Origin of the sequence: Vibrio sp. ED002, from assembly GCF_023277445.1 — a bacterium.
GTDB lineage: Bacteria > Pseudomonadota > Gammaproteobacteria > Enterobacterales > Vibrionaceae > Vibrio > Vibrio jasicida.
Window position 1 is genome coordinate 3,195,026 of sequence record NZ_CP080238.1, and the last position, 18,189, is coordinate 3,213,214.

The 18,189-nt window shown below is 46.6% G+C and carries 16 protein-coding genes; 10 read left to right on the forward strand and 6 right to left on the reverse strand.

Annotation, left to right across the window (positions count from 1 at the left end):
- The first annotated feature begins 249 nt into the window (after window positions 1-249).
- From recB to ITG12_RS14870, 4 genes are all read left to right on the forward strand, one after another.
- The gene (recB, locus tag ITG12_RS14855; protein WP_248873174.1) at window positions 250-3,888 is read left to right on the forward strand and encodes an exodeoxyribonuclease V subunit beta; all 3,639 of its coding nucleotides are present in this window, start codon (window positions 250-252) and stop codon (window positions 3,886-3,888) included.
- Entirely contained in the window at window positions 3,888-6,047 is a 2,160-nt protein-coding gene (gene recD, locus ITG12_RS14860) for an exodeoxyribonuclease V subunit alpha (RefSeq protein ID WP_039978117.1), read from the forward strand. Before recB ends, recD begins: the two co-directional genes overlap by 1 nt.
- Window positions 6,048-6,207: 160 nt before the next feature.
- Entirely contained in the window at window positions 6,208-6,591 is a 384-nt protein-coding gene (locus ITG12_RS14865; RefSeq protein ID WP_039976920.1) for a hypothetical protein, read from the forward strand.
- Between the two features lie 165 nt (window positions 6,592-6,756).
- Entirely contained in the window at window positions 6,757-6,969 is a 213-nt protein-coding gene (locus tag ITG12_RS14870) for a hypothetical protein (protein ID WP_227742658.1), read from the forward strand.
- Window positions 6,970-7,027: 58 nt separating this feature from the next.
- Here the strand turns inward: ITG12_RS14870 and ITG12_RS14875 are convergent, their stop codons facing one another.
- Both ITG12_RS14875 and argA read right to left on the reverse strand, forming a co-directional pair.
- Window positions 7,028-7,213: a hypothetical protein gene (locus ITG12_RS14875; RefSeq protein ID WP_005427310.1), complete on the reverse strand. Its 186-nt coding sequence runs from the start codon at window positions 7,211-7,213 to the stop codon at window positions 7,028-7,030.
- A gap of 253 nt (window positions 7,214-7,466) precedes the next feature.
- Window positions 7,467-8,804 carry an amino-acid N-acetyltransferase gene (gene argA, locus ITG12_RS14880; RefSeq protein ID WP_039976922.1) on the reverse strand — a complete coding sequence of 446 codons (1,338 nt, stop codon included), beginning with the start codon at window positions 8,802-8,804 and terminating at the stop codon, window positions 7,467-7,469.
- Window positions 8,805-8,968: 164 nt separating this feature from the next.
- On the opposite strand from argA, the gene ITG12_RS14885 reads away from it, so the two are divergent.
- The 4 genes from ITG12_RS14885 (at window position 8,969) to csdE (ending at window position 12,181) form a co-directional block, all read left to right on the forward strand.
- On the forward strand, window positions 8,969-9,424 hold the full coding sequence (locus ITG12_RS14885; RefSeq protein ID WP_038864621.1) for a DUF2850 domain-containing protein: 456 nt from the start codon (window positions 8,969-8,971) through the stop codon (window positions 9,422-9,424).
- A gap of 283 nt (window positions 9,425-9,707) precedes the next feature.
- Window positions 9,708-10,820 (forward strand): murein transglycosylase A, encoded by a 1,113-nt coding sequence (gene mltA, locus ITG12_RS14890; RefSeq protein WP_039976925.1) that lies wholly within the window; start codon window positions 9,708-9,710, stop codon window positions 10,818-10,820.
- Window positions 10,821-10,922: 102 nt separating this feature from the next.
- A complete protein-coding gene (gene tcdA, locus ITG12_RS14895) occupies window positions 10,923-11,732 on the forward strand; it encodes a tRNA cyclic N6-threonylcarbamoyladenosine(37) synthase TcdA (RefSeq protein WP_005427322.1) in 810 nt (269 codons plus the stop codon).
- Window positions 11,733-11,752: 20 nt separating this feature from the next.
- The gene (gene csdE / locus ITG12_RS14900; protein WP_039976929.1) at window positions 11,753-12,181 is read left to right on the forward strand and encodes a cysteine desulfurase sulfur acceptor subunit CsdE; all 429 of its coding nucleotides are present in this window, start codon (window positions 11,753-11,755) and stop codon (window positions 12,179-12,181) included.
- Between the two features lie 95 nt (window positions 12,182-12,276).
- Here the strand turns inward: csdE and csdA are convergent, their stop codons facing one another.
- The 4 genes from csdA to ITG12_RS14920 all read right to left on the reverse strand — a co-directional run bounded on the left by csdA (window position 12,277) and on the right by ITG12_RS14920 (window position 15,879).
- A complete protein-coding gene (gene csdA, locus ITG12_RS14905; RefSeq protein ID WP_248873175.1) occupies window positions 12,277-13,488 on the reverse strand; it encodes a cysteine desulfurase CsdA in 1,212 nt (403 codons plus the stop codon).
- Window positions 13,488-14,087 (reverse strand): DJ-1 family glyoxalase III, encoded by a 600-nt coding sequence (locus tag ITG12_RS14910; RefSeq protein WP_039976932.1) that lies wholly within the window; start codon window positions 14,085-14,087, stop codon window positions 13,488-13,490. The genes csdA and ITG12_RS14910 overlap by 1 nt, the downstream gene beginning before the upstream one ends.
- Window positions 14,084-14,974 carry a 2-dehydropantoate 2-reductase gene (gene panE, locus ITG12_RS14915; protein WP_248873176.1) on the reverse strand — a complete coding sequence of 297 codons (891 nt, stop codon included), beginning with the start codon at window positions 14,972-14,974 and terminating at the stop codon, window positions 14,084-14,086. The genes ITG12_RS14910 and panE overlap by 4 nt, the downstream gene beginning before the upstream one ends.
- A gap of 107 nt (window positions 14,975-15,081) precedes the next feature.
- The gene (locus ITG12_RS14920) at window positions 15,082-15,879 is read right to left on the reverse strand and encodes an outer membrane protein OmpK (protein ID WP_038864630.1); all 798 of its coding nucleotides are present in this window, start codon (window positions 15,877-15,879) and stop codon (window positions 15,082-15,084) included.
- 323 nt (window positions 15,880-16,202) lie between these two features.
- Here ITG12_RS14920 and ITG12_RS14925 point away from each other — a divergent pair, with 323 nt between their 5' ends.
- Both ITG12_RS14925 and ITG12_RS14930 read left to right on the forward strand, forming a co-directional pair.
- Window positions 16,203-16,799: an LON peptidase substrate-binding domain-containing protein gene (locus ITG12_RS14925; RefSeq protein WP_038864631.1), complete on the forward strand. Its 597-nt coding sequence runs from the start codon at window positions 16,203-16,205 to the stop codon at window positions 16,797-16,799.
- Complete coding sequence (locus tag ITG12_RS14930; protein WP_038864632.1) at window positions 16,796-18,154, forward strand: DUF4397 domain-containing protein; 1,359 nt, start codon at window positions 16,796-16,798, stop codon at window positions 18,152-18,154. Before ITG12_RS14925 ends, ITG12_RS14930 begins: the two co-directional genes overlap by 4 nt.
- The last annotated feature ends 35 nt before the right edge of the window (window positions 18,155-18,189 follow it).

Below are 18,189 nucleotides of genomic sequence, written 5' to 3' on the forward strand. Positions count from 1 at the left end.
GAAAATCATTATTTTTTGTAGGGCGTTCGCTGTACGGCCACAAGGTCAGAGGGACCATGATTCGTTTGAGTGTAGCTGCCTGAAAGGCTTGGCTTATCTCGTGAGGCGCATACTAGCGGTTGAAGATCAGGATAACCGTGAGTGAGATCCCACTAACCTCTAAATATTCCAACTTGTTAGACATATAAATAGAATTTTTAACGACAGATCACAGTTCGGTCAGTCGATAATCCGGAGAGATTCAGCGTTATGGCGCAAATGTCAGTTCCAACTCCACTGCAAACCATGACTTTTCCACTGCATGGTGCAAGGTTAATTGAAGCTTCTGCAGGTACGGGTAAAACCTTTACCATCGCAGGTTTATATCTGCGACTCCTACTAGGGCATGGTACTGCTGATACGAAGCACCGCGTGCCGTTGACCGTGGATCAAATTCTGGTGGTGACCTTTACCGAAGCCGCAACGGCGGAGCTGCGTGATCGTATTCGTGCGCGTATTCACGACGCGAGGATCGCATTCGCTCGTGGGAAAAGCTCAGATCCTGTGATTCAACCTTTATTGGAAGAAATTGAGGATCATAAACAAGCCGCTGAGATCCTCTTGCAAGCGGAACGCCAAATGGATGAAGCCGCGGTGTACACCATTCACGGTTTCTGCCAACGCATGCTGACGCAAAACGCATTCGAATCCGGTAGTCGCTTCAACAATGAGTTTGTAACGGACGAAAGCCATCTCAAAGCGCAAGTGGTTGCCGATTACTGGCGTCGTAATTTCTACCCTCTGCCATTCGCTTTGGCTGGAGAAGTACACCAACTCTGGGGCTCGCCATCGGATCTGTTGTATGACATCAGCAACTACCTCACAGGCGCGCCGCTAAGTCTCTCTGTTCCTGCAATGCAGGGTAGTCTTGCCGATTTGCATGAGCAAAACTTAAAGCAAATTGATGCTTTGAAAGCCCAATGGCGTGATAGCCAAGAGGACTTCCTCGCGCTGATTTCTGATTCCGACGTCAACAAACGCAGCTACACCAAAAAGTCTCTACCGACTTGGTTAGAAGCGGTCAACATATGGGCTTCGACAGAAACCACGGGTTATGACTATCCAGATAAGCTGGAGAAGTTCGCCCAGAATGTGTTGCTTGAGAAAACCCCGAAAGGCACTGCACCACAGCATCCTGTGTTTGAGGCGATAGAAGCCTTCCTTGCCAACCCAATCAGCTTAAAAGCGCCATTATTAGCGCATGCGATTGAGCATTGTCGTGTGATGCTGGCAAAAGCAAAAAATCAGAAGCAATGGTTGTCATTTGATGACTTGTTGACTCAGCTTTCTGCCTCGATTGATACCGATGAAACCGCACTACTGACAGAGCGTATTCGCACGCTTTATCCGGTTGCGATGATCGACGAATTCCAAGATACCGACCCACTGCAATACAGTATTTTCAGTCGCATTTATTTGAATAATCCTGAGTGCGGTTTGTTTATGATCGGTGACCCGAAACAGGCGATTTACGGTTTCCGTGGTGCGGACATCTTTACCTACATCAAGGCGCGTAACCAAGTTAGTGCTCACTACACGCTTGGCACCAACTGGCGCTCAAGTGCCGATATGGTATTGGCAGTGAACCAGATTTTTGCTCTGCCAGATAGCCCGTTTATTTATGACTCCGACATTCCATTCCACCCTGTGGATTACAGCCCAAGCGCTGACAAACGCGTTTGGACCATGGGTGGTCAAAAGCAACCTGCACTGACTTATTGGCTGCAAGAAGCGGAAGATAAACCATTGCCAAAAGGTGAATACCTCACCGCCATGGCAGAGGCGACAGCGAGCCAAATTCAAACCATTTTGACCGCAGCGCAACAAGGCCAAGCGTGCTTGGTTAATGGCGAAAAACAGAAGCCAGTGAAAGCGGGCGACATTGCAGTATTGGTGCGAACGGGTAGCGAAGGTCGCATGGTCAAACAGGCGTTAGCAGACCAAGGCATTGCCAGTGTGTACCTTTCTAACCGCGATAGCGTGTTTACTAGCTCTGTGGCGCAAGACTTACAGCGTTTGCTGCAAGCGGTATTAACACCAGAAAACGACAGAGCATTGCGCGCCAGCCTAGCATCAGAATTATTCGCTCTGGATGCAGCCAGTTTAGACGCCCTCAATAACGACGAAACCGTGTGGGAAAATGTGGTTAACGAGTTCAAAGAATACCGTAAGCTTTGGGTGCAACGTGGTGTGCTACCTATGCTGCGAGCAGTGATCAGTAAACGCCATATTGCTGAGCGTCTGCTAGAAGAAGAGGCGAGCTCACAAAGCGAAAACGGTGAGCGAGTACTTACCGATCTGATGCACATTGGTGAACTATTGCAGCAAGCGAGTAACGAATTAGACAGCGACCACGGTTTGCTGCGTTGGTTAGCGCAATCCATCAGCGATGCAGAACATGGGCTAGGTGGCAGCGATGACCAAATTCAGCGTTTGGAATCAGAGCGTAACTTGGTGCAAATCGTCACCATTCACAAATCCAAAGGTCTGGAATATGACTTGGTCTTTCTGCCATTTGTGTTTGGTTACCGAGAAGCAAGTGAAGCCAAATACTACGATGCTGAGAACGATCGCACCGTTCTTGATATCACGGGTAACGATGCGTCGTTAAAACAGGCAGATAAAGAACGCCTCGCTGAAGACTTGCGCCTTATCTACGTAGCGCTAACGCGTGCCGTGTATGCCTGCTTTATTGGTGCTTCACCACTGCGTAATGGTCGCTCAACCAAAGAGCCAACCGGTGTGCATCACAGTGCGATTGGTTACTTGGTGCAAAATGGTCAAGAGGGTGGCATCAACGACCTGTTTGTTGGGCTGAAAAAGCAGCAAGAGAATCTCGATAACGTGGTGATTTGTGATCCTCCAAAGCAACACGACGAGATGTATGTTGCGGAGCAAACCGAGTTGGAAGCGTTGACAGCTAAAGAGCTGCAAAACCCAATTGATAGAAACTGGCGAATCACCAGTTACTCGGGCTTGGTTAAACAAGGTTCTCATCATGCTGAGCATGACGCGACGATTGAAATTACCGGCTTTGATATCGATTCTTCAGAAGAGCAAGATGAGGCGGAATTGGTTGAGCCAGAACGCTCTATCTTCAACTTCCCGCGTGGCGCACGTCCGGGTACTTTTCTGCACAGCTTATTTGAGGAAGTTGAGTTTACTCAGCCCGCGACAACGGAAGAGAACACCCAAATCATCCTCGGCTTGATGGAAAGTGAACAGCTTGATGAAGAGTGGCTGCCAATCCTGCAACAGTTGATTGATACCGTGCTGGCAACGCCGTTGGATAGCAAAGCCCTGCTGCTCAATCAAAAAGGTCCGGCGCAACGTTTGGTTGAGATGGAATTCTTATTGCCGATTGAAGTGTTGTCTGCACCTGCATTGAACCGCGTGATTCAACGTCATGATCCGCTGTCTGCCAAAGCGGGCGATTTGGGTTTCCAAACCGTGCAAGGCATGTTGAAAGGCTTTATTGACTTGGTGTTTGAGCACCAAGGCAAATACTACGTCCTCGACTGGAAATCGAACCACTTAGGTGATGATGTATTCCATTACCATGGCGATGCGTTGAAGTCGGCGATGGCGGATCATCGCTACGATCTGCAATACCAAATCTACGCTTTGGCGCTGCATCGTTTCTTGCGTAGCAGATTGCCAAATTATGATTATGAACAGCACTTTGGCGGCGTTTATTACCTGTTCTTGCGTGGTATGGATGGGCAAAGTGATCATGGTGTTTTTTCTGCCAAGCCAACCTTTGAATTTTTACAAGAGATGGATCATTTGATTGATGGTCAAGCACCTGACACGCGATCCAGTGAATCGGGTCAGATGGAGTTAATTTGATGAAAACCAATGATCTTCTTTCTGAGCAAAGCAGCCCTGTAGCAACACGAAATCTATTGGCAACTTTAGAATCGTTAGCAAACAAAGGTGCGATTCGCCAATTGGATTTCCAGTTCGCGCGCTTTATCTATTCGCAAGTTGAGCAACAAGCGAACAGCCAAGAACTGGCATTAATTGCTGGCGTGGTCAGTAGTGAGTTAGGGAAAGGACACATCTGCTTGCCTCTGTTTGACAGCCAAGGGCAGCCAACAGACCTTGCCAGTAAGCTCGGTCTGTTTGGGGAGTCTGCGCTGACGCTTAATACTCAGCTGCAAGGCGTTAATTGGGTTGAGCTTCTGCAAGCGTCAGCCTTGGTTGGTACTCAAGGTGAAGCTTTGCCAATGATGTTTGATGGCGAGCGTCTCTACTTGCATCGTTACTGGCACTATGAAGTGACGTTGGCGGACAAACTCAATCAACTCAGTGCGGCTGTAAACCTTCAGCCTCAAGAGTTCACACGGTTGTCTGAGTTGCTGCATCATTTATTTGCTCGTCAGTATCACTTTTTGTTCAATGCATTAGCCAAAGCGACAGAGGCAGGAACTAGCAACCAAGTGCTACGCCAGCAACTAGTCTGTGACCATTTGGATGTGGTCACTGTAGACAGTCTCGATTGGTCAGCCATTGATGCGGCAGTATGCCAAGCGAAACAAGTTCACGATCTGCAAGTGCTGGACAAGCTGGTACCGTTGTCAGCTTGTGTCAACTGGCAGAAGGTCGCGGCAGCGGTAGCACTGACGCGTCGTTTTGCGGTGATTTCCGGTGGTCCGGGGACGGGTAAAACCACCACGGTAACCAAACTGCTAGCCGCGCTGATTGAGCAAGCAGGGCAAGAGAAAAACCTCACCATCAAGCTGGTGGCGCCAACAGGTAAAGCCGCAGCACGTTTGACGGAATCTATTGGTAAAGCGATTCAAGAGTTGCCAGTTGAGCCTGAGCTTAAAGCGAAAATTCCAACCGAGTCGAGCACTTTGCATCGCCTGTTGGGCGCGATCCCAAACAGTGCAGAGTTTCGTCACAACAAACAAAATCCGCTACACCTCGATATTTTAGTGGTGGATGAAGCCTCCATGGTCGATCTGCCGATGATGTACAAAGTCGTCGATGCGCTGCCCAAGCATGCGCGTTTGATTCTACTGGGAGATAAAGACCAATTGGCGTCGGTAGAAGCAGGTGCGGTGCTCGGTGATATCTGTTCGTTCCACGCATTTGGCTTTGGCAAAGAGCAGGCGTCTGCGGTCGCGAAGTTAACGGGTTTTGACACCTTGGCTTACAGCACCAACAGTAATGCTTCGATTGCCGATAGCTTATGTATGCTGCAAAAGAGTTACCGATTCGATGCCCGTTCTGGTATCGGTCAGCTAGCAAAAGCGGTTAATGCTGGCTCAGCCGCAAAAGTAGATGACGTTTGGAATCGTGATTTTGCTGATATCGAGCATTTCGCATTGAGTAGCCAAAACTACAATCAGATGATGCAGACTTTGGTTGCTGAATATGGTCGTTATCTAAAACGCATCGGACAGCAAGAGATTGACCAGAAGACTGGGGAACCAGAAACACTGACCCACAAAGCCAAAACAGTGCTGGATACCTTTAACCAATGCCGCTTGTTGTGTGCCATTCGTGAAGGTGATTTTGGTGTGAGCGGTTTAAACCAACGCATTGAAAAAGCACTAGCTGCACGTAAGTTGATTCAAACCCAAGACGAGCTTTGGTATCACGGCAGGCCAGTGATGGTCACGCGTAACGATCATGGCTTGGGGTTGTATAACGGCGATATTGGCATTTGTATGCGAGACGACAGCGAAGGTGAGCCGCGCCTTAAAGTGTTCTTCGAACTGCCAGATGGCAGCGTGAAGTCGGTACTGCCAAGCCGAGTCCCTGAGCATGAAACCGCATATGCGATGACCATTCATAAATCACAGGGCAGTGAGTTTGAATACACGCTAATGATTTTGCCGCCAGATTTCAGTCCAATCCTCACTCGCGAGCTGATCTACACAGGTATTACTCGTGCAAAGAAACGCCTTGCGATGTACGCCGAGATGAATGTTCTCAAGCGCGGTATTAAGGTGAAAACCACTCGAGCAAGTGGGTTGGTTGAGCGACTTAGGAACTGAGTTTATTCATTCAAAAACGAGAAGTTTTCATGAACTGAATATGTTTTTATGTGGCGGGTCGTAATCCCGCCATTTTTATGTCCGAGTAATTCGACCTGCATTGAACCCCATGCTTTTTCGACGATATTGTTTGAGCTTTGATGTCGCATGAGGTGTGACCGTGGATTTTTCCTGGCTTCTACATATCGCATTTATCGCTTTTTTTGTATCAGGCGCTGCGTTGTTTACTTGGTTTGTAGTGCTAGGTGCTTTTCTCGTCTTTTTTACACCCAAAAATATAAAGCAATACGCTTTCAATGAGCGACATTTTTCTGAAGTTGAGCTAGCAATCAGTTCCGGTTTTCATTTTGGCTCTCTTATCTATGGAGTTGGTTTGATCGCTAGCGTATGTTTCCCCCTGTTGGGAAGAAAGCGAGGGCTGGCAGATATTCGGAGTGTGTGCGGACGAGGGTTTATTTATGTGTGTGTGTTTTATACAACGGTAATGTTGCTTCTGATGTTTACAGTCATTATCTCAATGATTACATGGCTATCCATCTCTTAATTATCAAAGGTAGTTGGACTTATCATGTCTTTGGTAGAGCTATCGTTTGTCGTATTTTTTATAGCTGGTGGTCTGCTCATTTTTTGGTATCTGATTGTCGGTATAATTCTTACATGTGTCACTCCTGAAGAGGTTAAGCAATACGCTTATACACGGGAGCATTATATGGAAGTTGAGCTAGCCATCAGTTCCGGTTTTCATTTGGGCTCTCTTATCTATGGCACGGGCTTGCTTGCTGCCATCGCGTTTCCTCGACTTGGTCGAAAAAGAGGACTGAGCGATGTACGCAGTCTAAGTCCTCAATGGCTGATTAAGGTTAGCTTGGTTTATTGGTTGATACTGCTAATCATTCTATTCGTTATATTCTCGACGTTATAAATTATGGCCTTTTATTGAACATACATACAAAAAGACCGAGCGCGATGCTCGGTCTTCTTTAATTTTGTGTAAACGCATTGGTAAATGACACGCTGCGAATTTTGTATTGTTGCTGATAAGCCAAGATAAAATCTTTAATGGCGTCATTGACGGGAAATACGCAGTGGACGTCGAGCCCTTCGAGAAAATGGTTATCCGCCATATCCCAGAAGCTTTGAAGTGAGTTACAAATAATGGTTTTCATAACAGTGCTCATCTTATTCATTGTAAGAGTAACAACTGTCCTTGATGCGTCATGCAGAGCAGCCAAGCTTGCTCCGCACTTTAGGGTGATAGTTATTCACCTAGATCCATTTGCCGATTGTTTAAAATACGACCGTTTGTCGCGCAGAGTATAACCAACAGTATGTATATTGAAAAGGTTAAATTGCGACCAATGTCAATGTAAAGGTTTGCATAACTATTTAGGTTTAGGTTGAATTACGTTTCTTTAATTCTCACAGGTCTAATGCCAGAATTTTTGACTTACGCTGGAAGTTATACAGTCCTTGTTTTGCCCCCGGAAGATAATCAACGCTCACTTCATAAAAGCCTTGTTCTCTAAACCAATGAAGGCTGTGTGTGGTCAGCACAAAGATTTGATTGATGTTATCTGATTTTGAACGGTGCTTCATGTAATTGAGTAGCAATAATCCACGGTTACCATCGCGATAATCTTGGTGAATAGCCACGCAAGCCATTTCCGCTTTTTGCTCTTCAATATATGGGTACAAAGCCGCACAACCGATGATCAAGCCGTCTTTTTCGATGATGGTGAACTTATTAATTTCTTGCTCAAGTTGCTCGCGAGATCGCCTTACTAGCACACCTTGTTCTTCTAGTGGGCGAATAAGATCTAAAATACCGCCAATGTCATCGATATCCGCTTCACGCACCTGTTCGGCACTGGCCATTACAACCTGTGTACCGATACCATCGAAAGAGAACAATTCTTGGATGAGTGCGCCATCAACTTTGTAGCTAATAAGATGGCTTCTTGGCACACCTGCACGGCAAGCAGAAATCGAACCTTTGAGAAAACGTAATGTTCCAGAGTTATAGTCGGAATCTGGTGAGGTGTCTGCCATGAGTTTCGTGATGACATGCTCTGCTTCAATAGGGAACAATTCCGCGACGGCGTTACCGTTGTCATCAATAACCCCTTGCTCAGAGCAGAATCCAATCAATTTATCCGCACCAAGCTTAATCGCTAGTTGAGTCGCGACTTCTTCTGAGGGAAGGTTGAAGCATTCCCCTGTCACTGAGCTGGCGATTGGACCGAGTAACACAATTGAGCCTTGATCGAGTGTGCGGTGGATTGCATCGGTATCGATTCGACGAATGCGCCCGCTGTGGCAATAGTCGACGCCGTCATCAACACCGAGTGGTTGAGCAATGACAAAGTTGCCGCTCACAACGTTAAGTTGGGTACCCGCCATTGGCGTGTTGTTAAGACTCATGGATAAGCGCGCGGTAATCGCCAGTTGAAGCTGTCCTGCTGCTTGCATAACTACCGAAAGCGCGGCTTCATCTGTGATTCGAACGTTTTTGTGGTATGGCGTAGTAAGCTCTTGTTTCTCTAGTAGTTGGTTGATCTGCGGTCTTGCGCCGTAAACCACAACTACCTTAATGCCAAGGCTATGCATCAATGCAATATCATTGATAATGTTGCCAAAGTTTTTATCGGCAACGGCTTCGCCCCCAAGCATCAAAACCATGGTTTTTCCACGGTGTGCGTTAACATAGGGTGTGGATTGACGGAATCCTTTAACTAGAGCAGTACTACGAATTTTCACTACAGCCATTCCTTGTGTTTATTTATGCTTTAATATTGTCTTTTTATTCAATTGTTGGCAAGGTAATTTTTTGGAATAAAGCACAAACATCGTGAGCGTGATGCTTGGTTGTGTTTGGTTGATGAGGGTACAATGTTCCCGTCTAGTTCAAACACGTGAGCCTCATGTCTTCAGTTGTAAATAAGAATGCTGCGATCGCTGCTCAATCAGAGCAAAATATCTCTACAAAATCGCCACTTCGTAAATGGATTGAGCGTTCGCTTATGCTAACGGCGATCGTAGGTACGATAGTTGTATTTATGATGTATGGTGATTTGATTACTCGATATATAAACCCACCAATTTCTAAGTCAGTGATTTATGGCAAGTGGGTCGAGCAAGACGTGGCGCCATATGCTCGTGAAGAGTTTATTCTTAGTGAGCGTGGTGTAATGGTGAGAGGTTCAACCGTCGCAACGGATTTCGAATTTGATGGCGACACACTTTCTTATAAGGTTGGTTCTACAGTGCGTCGATTTGACTTTCTCGATCAGCATCACTCTGAAATGAAGTTGGATTCAAATGCCCACTATCTGCCTGTTTTTCACCTAGAAGGTCATTCGAACCTAGCTATTCGCTAGCGCTTCATATTCGTAAAATTCTTTCTGTAACTGCTCGCTGGGTCTCTGTGTGAGAGGGCCAGCGTTTTTGGGTATCTTAAAATTCCTGCCACTTCTATCAGACATTGTCCGGACAATCGTTTGATTACATTGCTGTTATTATCCAGCTTCTCTATTTTTATGGATGAATTGGCAGCAACTAAAGCCTTTGCCTTATCGCTGATACACTTTGTCGCAGCTTTTCAATTGCGTCGTTTGCATTTGTTTGCCATCCTTTTGCTATCTTCTATTACGGAAAAAACACGTGTTAAAAAAACTCCTTCCTATTGTTTCTTTGAGCCTGCTATTTGGCTGTGCCGCTGAGCCTGAACAGAACCTACTTGCTAAGCAAGATTACGATGGCGAGTTTTCGCATATCTTGAACAAAGCTGATGTCGTTGAATCCAACAAGCCGCAAGATTTCACTGAGTTCAACAAACAAGCTGAACAGGTTGTGATTAAGTCGCCTTCAATGGCAAAAATGTACCAGCCACTTTACGAGAAGTTGAGTGAATGGGCATTGCAGAGTGGTGACACGACTGCGCTCAGTGCTTACGGCATTCAAGCCGCGCAGCTTGGTGGTGGTGATAAGAAGGGCAACGTGTTGTTCACAGGCTATTTCTCTCCTGTGATGGAATTGCGTCATCAACCAAATGCAACCTATAAGTACCCGGTTTATGGCAAGCCAAATTGTGGTTCAAGCTGCCCAACACGTGCAGAAATTTATAACGGAGCGTTAGACGGTCAAGGTCTGGTATTGGGTTACGCACCAAACCGTATTGATCCGTTTATGATGGAAGTGCAAGGTAGTGGCTTTGTTCATTTCGAAGATGACGATACGCTGGAATACTTTGCTTACGCAGGCAAGAACAATAAAGCGTACGTGAGTATTGGCCGAGTTCTAATTGAGCGTGGTGAAGTGCCACGTGAAGAGATGTCACTCAAAGCCATCAAAGACTGGGTGATGAAGAATGATGAAGCAACGGTTCGTGAGTTACTAGAGCAAAACCCTTCTTATGTGTTCTTTGCTCCACAAGCAGATGCGCCAGTAACGGGCTCTGCAGGTATTCCACTATTACCAATGGCATCGGTAGCAGGCGATCGTTCGATTCTACCTATGGGTACGCCAATTTTGGCGGAAGTACCATTGCTTAATAAAGATGGTACATGGAGTGGGGCGCACCAGCTTCGTCTTCTAATTGTGTTAGACACTGGCGGCGCGGTGAAGCAAAACCATCTTGACCTATACCACGGTATGGGACCACGTGCCGGTACCGAAGCGGGTCACTACAAGCACTTTGGTCGAGTATGGAAGTTGGGTTTGGAAAACACGCCAACGCAAGCACCTTGGGCTTTGCCGCCAGAGAAGTTACAATAGCTGCCTAGCGAGAGGAATCACCTCTCATCATCTAGACATTTCCTCAAAGAGTGCGTATAAATCGCACTCTTTGTTTTTCTATCGATCATCTGGAACTTCAATATGCGTGAACTCGATACTCCGGCATCTGACAGCTATAACCAACGTTTTGGTGGCACTCGTCGTCTCTACGGCAATAGCGAAGTAGAAATCCTTCGCGCTGCACACGTGTGTGTGATTGGTATTGGTGGTGTTGGTTCATGGGCGGTAGAAGCGCTCGCACGTACTGGTATTGGTGAGTTGACGCTTATCGATATGGATGACGTGTGTGTGACCAACATTAACCGTCAAATTCATGCGATGACTGGCACGGTTGGTCAAAGCAAAATTGAAGTGATGGCAGAGCGCGTTAAGCTGATTAACCCAGAGTGTAAGGTGAATCTGATTGACGATTTCATCACACCAGATAACCAGCACGAGTACTTGAGCAAAGAGTTCGATTACGTGCTGGATGCGATCGATAGCGTAAAAGCAAAAGCCTCTCTACTGGCTTACTGTCGTAGTAACAAGATTAAAGTGATCACGACAGGCGGCGCTGGTGGTCAAATCGATCCAACCCAAATCATGGTGGCGGATCTGACCAAGACGATCCAAGATCCACTGGCGAAGAAGATCAAAGATACATTACGTCGTCATCATAACTTCCCAAAAAATCCAGCGCGTAAGTTTGGTATCGATTGTGTGTTCTCTACCGAGCAATTGAAGTACCCACAAGCCGATGGTTCAGTATGTGGCGTGAAATCGACAGCAGAAGGTCCAAAACGTATGGACTGTGCGAGTGGTTTTGGCGCGGCGACGGTTGTAACTGCAACGTTCGGTTTTGTTGCGGTATCACGCATCGTTGAAAAGCTGATTCAAAAGCATAAGAAGTAATTCAGAGAAGAGACCGCATCATGACTGATTTCCCTGTCTCGCCGTTTGGCACTGACATCACCAGTGAAGACATCGCCGCAACCATGCAGCAATTTAAAGGTTGGGAAGATCGCTACCGTCAGGTGATCCAATGGGGTAAAAAGCTGCCTCAAATGCCTGAAGAGCTTAAATCAGAGCAAGTTACGGTATCTGGCTGTGAAAGCTTAGTGTGGCTGGTAAGCAAAGAGCAAAATGGCGTTTGGCACTTTTGCGCCGATTCTGACGCGCGTATTGTGCGTGGTTTGATTGCATTGGTGATGGCGGCTTACGATGGCAAAACGGCAGAGCAAATCCAAGCGTTTGATATTGATGCTTACTTTGAAAAACTGGGTTTAATTGCTCACCTAAGCCCATCGCGTGGCAATGGTTTGAAAGCGATTGTTGAGCAGATCAAAGCACAAGCTCAGTAGTTGGCGTTAGTTAAAACCGCACTAAGAACAGAATAAAGAAAAGGGTTGAAGCCAAACGGTTTCAACCCTTTTCCTATAAATCTACGGTGGTATTGTTAAAGCATATCGACCGCTTTCTCGACTGCTGCAATCAGCTTCTCAACATCTTCTAACGTATTGTAGATACCAAAAGAAACACGCACCGTGCCTTTGACGTTAAGCGCATCCATCAGAGGATGAGCACAGTGATGTCCAGCGCGAACAGCGATACCTTGTTGATCAAGCAGCGTTGCAATGTCTTGGTGGTGAACGCCATCCATTATAAAAGTAAGCACTGAAGCATTCGGCTGATAACCGAGGATTTGAATGTCATCCAATTGGCTTAATGCCTGGTAAGCTTGGTCTTGCAGAGAATGCAGATGTGCCTCTACTGCGGTTTGGTCAAAGTCTTGGTACCAGTCGATAGCTTTCGCTAGAGCAATCGCGCCAGCGACGTTCGGTGTACCGGCTTCAAACTTACCTGGCAAGGCAGAGAAGGTGGTCTTCTCGAACGAGACTCTTTCAACCATTTTGCCGCCGCCGTGCCATGGTGGCATCGCTTCTAACAGTTCAAGCTTGCCATACAGTACGCCAATCCCAGCAGGTGCATACAGCTTGTGGCCAGAGAAGACATAAAAGTCGACATCGAGCTCTGCCAAGTTCAACTGTTCATGAACAATGCCCTGTGCACCATCGACAACGACAACTGCGCCTACCGCATGTGCCATGGCGATGACTTTCTCGATAGGTTGACGAGAGCCCGTCACATTGGTGATTTGTGCGCACGCTACGATTTTACAGCGCTCCGACAACAGTGCTTCAAATGCACTGATATCGAATTGGCAATCGGAGGTCATCGGAACTTTAACGATTTTCGCGCCCGTTTGCTCTGCGACAATTTGCCAAGGCACGATGTTGGCGTGATGTTCCATTTCACTGATCAGGATTTCATCACCCGCTTGGAGCGAGCTTCGAGCATAAGTTTGCGCGATGAGATTTAGCGCTTCGGTTGCGCCGCGAGTCCAAATGATTTCTTTGGAACTGCTTGCCCCAATGAACTTCGCAACGGTTTCACGAGCCGCTTCAAATTGACTGGTCGCGTTGGCTGTTAAGCTGTGACTGCCGCGGTGCACGTTAGCATTTTGTGCACTGTAGTAATGGCTAATCACATCGATCACGCACTGTGGCTTTTGTGTTGTTGCTGCGCTATCAAGGTAAACCAAAGGTGATTGGTTTACGTCTTGATTCAGGGCTGGGAACTGTTCGCGTACAGCGTTTACGTCAAACATTATTCGTCACCGAACTCGTGATAATGCAGTGTTGGGATGGTAACTAGCGGTTCTGCGACCATCCATCCATGCTCTTTACCAGAAAGTTTGATAATGATTTCCATCGCGAACTCAAGTGCGGTTCCTGGTCCCTGACTTGTCAGTAGGTTGTGATTCACATCCATGGTGACACGTTTAGCTCGCCATTTGTCTTCAGGAATATGAGATTGGAAGCTAGGATGGCATGTCATCAAGGCTTCAGGATAAAGGTTGTGATGTTGCAAAACCAAAGCTGGCGCTGCACAAATTGCCGCAACCAGCTTACCTTCGTACATGTGCTGTTTCAGGATTTCAATCATGATGGTGCTATCACGGAAGGTTTCTGCACCACCTACGCCACCAGACAGAACAATCGCATCAAACTCGTCATCGGCAATATCAACTAGCTTGCAATCCGCGGTTAGTGTCACGCCTCGAGACGCTTTCATAGTCAGTGCACCATCGAAATCTGCGCTTGCGATGGTTACGTCATAGCCTGCTCGAACCATTAAGTCGATAACGGTTACCGCTTCCATTTCTTCTGTGCCCGGCGCGATAGGTACTAAGATCTTTTTATTCATTGTTCTGTCCAGCTTTGTTCAATCTGTTTGATGCGTTGATAGAGTTTGGCGTTCTCTGGCGTACTAATGTGATGCTTTTCAGCAGCTTTCAGCAAATAACCGGTAATGAAATCGATTTCGGTGCGACGTTGGTGGAAAACATCTTGTCTCATTGAAGAGTAGTTGGCTGCTGTTGCGTTCACCACTTGCATAATGGTGGTGTGAAGAGAATCAAAATCGACCTTTATCTGTTCTGTATTCATTACCTCCACCAACTCATGGGTGATGTTCGCTAACTCGGAGGCAAATCCCGGATCGGCAAGCTCACCATTCTTACATTGATGAATGGCGGTCAGAGGGTTGATAGCACAGTTGATCGCAAGCTTGGTCCACAGTGCAGCGTTGATATTTGGGTTCCAATTCACCTCTGGCAAAGTGTGATTCATCACCTCCGCTAAGAAGCCACATTGAACACCTTTAGCATTAAAGCCACCCAGTTGAGTATTTCCCTGACCAGTGTGAAGCACCTGCTCTTTACTTGGTTTGTAAGCACCGTGTGTTGTTGTGGCAACGATTAACGGGTTATCAGCAAGTTTGGCTTCGATGAGTTGTGCGGTTCCCATTCCGTTGTGCATCAACATTATTATGGTGTCGATGCTGATATAAGGAAGAAGAGGCTCAATCGCGGTTTCCACTTGCCATGCTTTTACTGTCACAACAATCAGATCTGCATTTTGAACAGAAGGGATGTGCTGATTAGAAAATCTGATTGCTGAGTTGTCATCAAGTTGGAGCAACTGCTCGCTGTTTGAGCTTCTTCCCCATAAGGAAACATTGTGTCCAGCAAGTTTGAATTTAGTCGCCCAAAGTGAGCCAACGGCTCCTGGACCTAAGATGAGAATATTCACCAAACGCTCTCATTAAAAAGGTTTGCTGCAAGGATAATGAGGGAAAAAAGGAAAGCAAATAAAAATGGCGCCAAGAGGCGCCATTTTTGGGTAACTTATCGGTTCTATTAGAACTTGTAAGTTACAGCGAAGTAGTGACCGAAGCCAGTTGTTTTACCAGCTAGACCGTCATCTTTAAGACCGTACACGTCTTTGTAGCCTTTTAGACCGTAACCAACTGCGAAGCGATCTGAGTGCCAGTAGATACCGTTGAACATAGCACCACCGTTAGTAGTGTTAAGTGCACCGAAATCGTCATCCATACCAAATTGGTAATCGATGTAACCTTGGTAAGAAATGAATGAACCGTTCTCGAAGAAGTAGAATGGTTTGAACCAGTTAGTCGAGATTTGGAAGCCGTTCCAGTCTTTTTTGTTTGAATCGTAAGTACCGTAAAGGTTAAGACCGATTTTACCGAACCAAGGAACCATCACGTCAGAACCAAGACCCACTTTTTGAGTGTTCACGCCACCGTTTGAACCATCCCACTCCATAAGAGTAGCTACGTATAGCTCTTGAACTGGACCGAAAGATAGGTCTTTACCAGTTAGGCCATCTAGAGACATACGTGGGGCAAACTTCATGAAGATTTTTGAGTCTGCGTCAGCTTTGTCGCTGCCTGGATCAGAAGTTAGGTTGAATACATCAACGTAACCGTAAAGATCGAAGATGCCAGAGCGGCCGCCGAATTCCATTTCTAGGTAGTCGTGCGTTGATTCGCCAGGTAGTTCATCAACAGCAGCCATAAGGTTGAATTGCATCCACTTGTAATCGTTCTTGTGGATGTCGCCGTCTGAGTAGTCAGCAGCCATAACTGGAGCTGAAGTAGCCGCTAGAAGGCTAAGAGCTAAAAGTGATTTACGCATAAGGGGACTCTCTATGTTTGTAATGATTCAGAACACGCAATCTGTGCCGCGCTTTCCAATTGGCGGGAATAATAGCGATAAAAATCTCAAATGAAAGTGATAAAGGATGCAAAAATGAAGGTTTTTAGTGAGGCTTGTCACGAAATTCATTTATTTCACGGAACTTTTTGGTTGTTGCATTAGTTTGCAATAAATATGTGACGAGTGTCGTTTGCGTAAACGTTTTTATGACTTTTTAAGCCAGTCGATTAACCAACATAAATCGTTAGTGATCTGACTAATAGTCCGTTCGTATGAGTGTGGGAACCAAAGAGGACGTTTGAATGAAAGAAGTCATGTTATTCCCATTAACCTCAGTAGTTTTACCGGAAGGCAAAATGAATCTGCGTATTTTTGAGCCACGTTACACAAGAATGGTAAAAGAATGCAGCCTCCAAAACGTGGGTTTTGGTGTTTGTCTTGTCGGTAGTGAGGGGGACCCTAAAGCGGTGGGAAATGTGTCATCCATCGGAACTTTGGTCACCATCGTTGATTTTGAAACACTCAGTGATGGGCTTCTTGGTATCACCGTAGTCGGTGAAAAACGGTTTACGGTCAAGCGAATTAGAGCAGACTCAGATGGTTTGCGTCATGCAGAGGTTGAGTGGTTAGACAACTGGCAGCAGCCTTTGTCGTCACCAGACTTCATTTACCTAAGTCATCAACTCGCTCACGTGTACGAGCAGTTTCCTCAACTAGGGACACTTTACCAACATCGTTTTTATGATGACCCATCGTGGGTAGTGCAAAGATGGCTCGAGCTATTGCCATTGGACAGCGCTCTATTTGAACGATTGGTGAGTGCAGAGGACTGTCTTCCGGCACTCGATTTTCTTAATGATGCCATCGAAGCCCCACCTCAAAGAGAGACAAGGATATGAAAGGACTAACCAAAACTGCAGTAACGCTGGTTGCTGTGCTAGGGATTGCTGCCTGCGGCTCAGATAGCGACTCGATAGAATATTCAAACCTTCAAGCAGTACATGCTTCCGCTGACGCGCCGTTGGCTAACGTTTGGATAAATGATGGAGCGGCATTAACTGGCGTAGACTACGGCGTCGGGTCGGGATACGTGAAGTTACCTGAGGGCAGTAACTCTGTTCAAGTTGATGTACAGCTTCCAGGCGCTGAAACGGTAACTGTCGTACCGAAAACTTCATTAGATCTCGACTCGGACCTAAACTATACAGCATTTGTCGTGGGTGACGCTTCAGGAACACCAAATCCTGTTGAACCTTTAATTGTTACTCGTAGCGCGACTTCGATGGCGGATGCTAACAGCTTAGATGTTCAGGTGGTACATGCCGCCTCTGGCGTCCCAGCTGTAGACCTTTATGTGACTGCACCCGGTGCAGCCTTGGCAGATTCATCACCGATTACTAATCTCGCTTATAAGGCGTCAACGGATGTGCTGAATATTCCTGCAGGCGATTACCAAGTGAGATTGGCCGTGGGTGACACAGTAGCGTTTGATTCGGGAACCATTCCTCTCCCAGCCAATGCCAATTTGACCATTGCTGCTATTAAGACTGGTGATTCAAATAGCACCTCTCCGGTGAAGTTAGTGGTATTAGATGGTTCTGGCTCTTCTATACTTGAAGATATGGGAAGCCAAGCCGAAGTGCGAGTAGGGCACTTAGTTGACGGTGCTCCGGTTGTAGACGTCCACGTTGATGGCGCTGCGTTTGCTCCGCTTGCGGATTTGGAGTTTAAACAGATTCGAGGGTACTTGGACCTTGCGCCAAAAGCTTATGATATTGATGTGTTTGTCGATGGCACAACGACGGACCCAATTATCGATGTTGACGGTTTAGAAGTGAAAGGCGGTATGGATTATAGCGTTTATGCAGTTGGTGTTGTCACTCCTGCAATTGCAATCGAACCACTGGTCGTTGAAGACATGCGTCGTGCAGTTGCAACCAGCGCAACCTTGAACGTAACGCATGCAGCTGCGAATCCTGTGGCTGAAATGGTCGATATTTATCTCACTTCTAGCGCGGGAATCGAAGGAAGTGATCCAGCAATAGCTAATTTTGCGTATAAAGAAAGTGTACAAGGCGTATACGTGACGGAAGGGTCTTATTTTGTGACGGTGACGGTTGCCGGCGACCCATCTACAGTAGCCATAGATTCTGCACCTGTAACGGTAATGAATGGCGTCGTATACCAAGTAGTCGCTATCGATGATGGCAACAATGGTGGCTTCAACCTAATCGTTGATGACATCACAGACTAAGGACGAAGGGGGAGGAGGGCACTCCTCCCAATGAT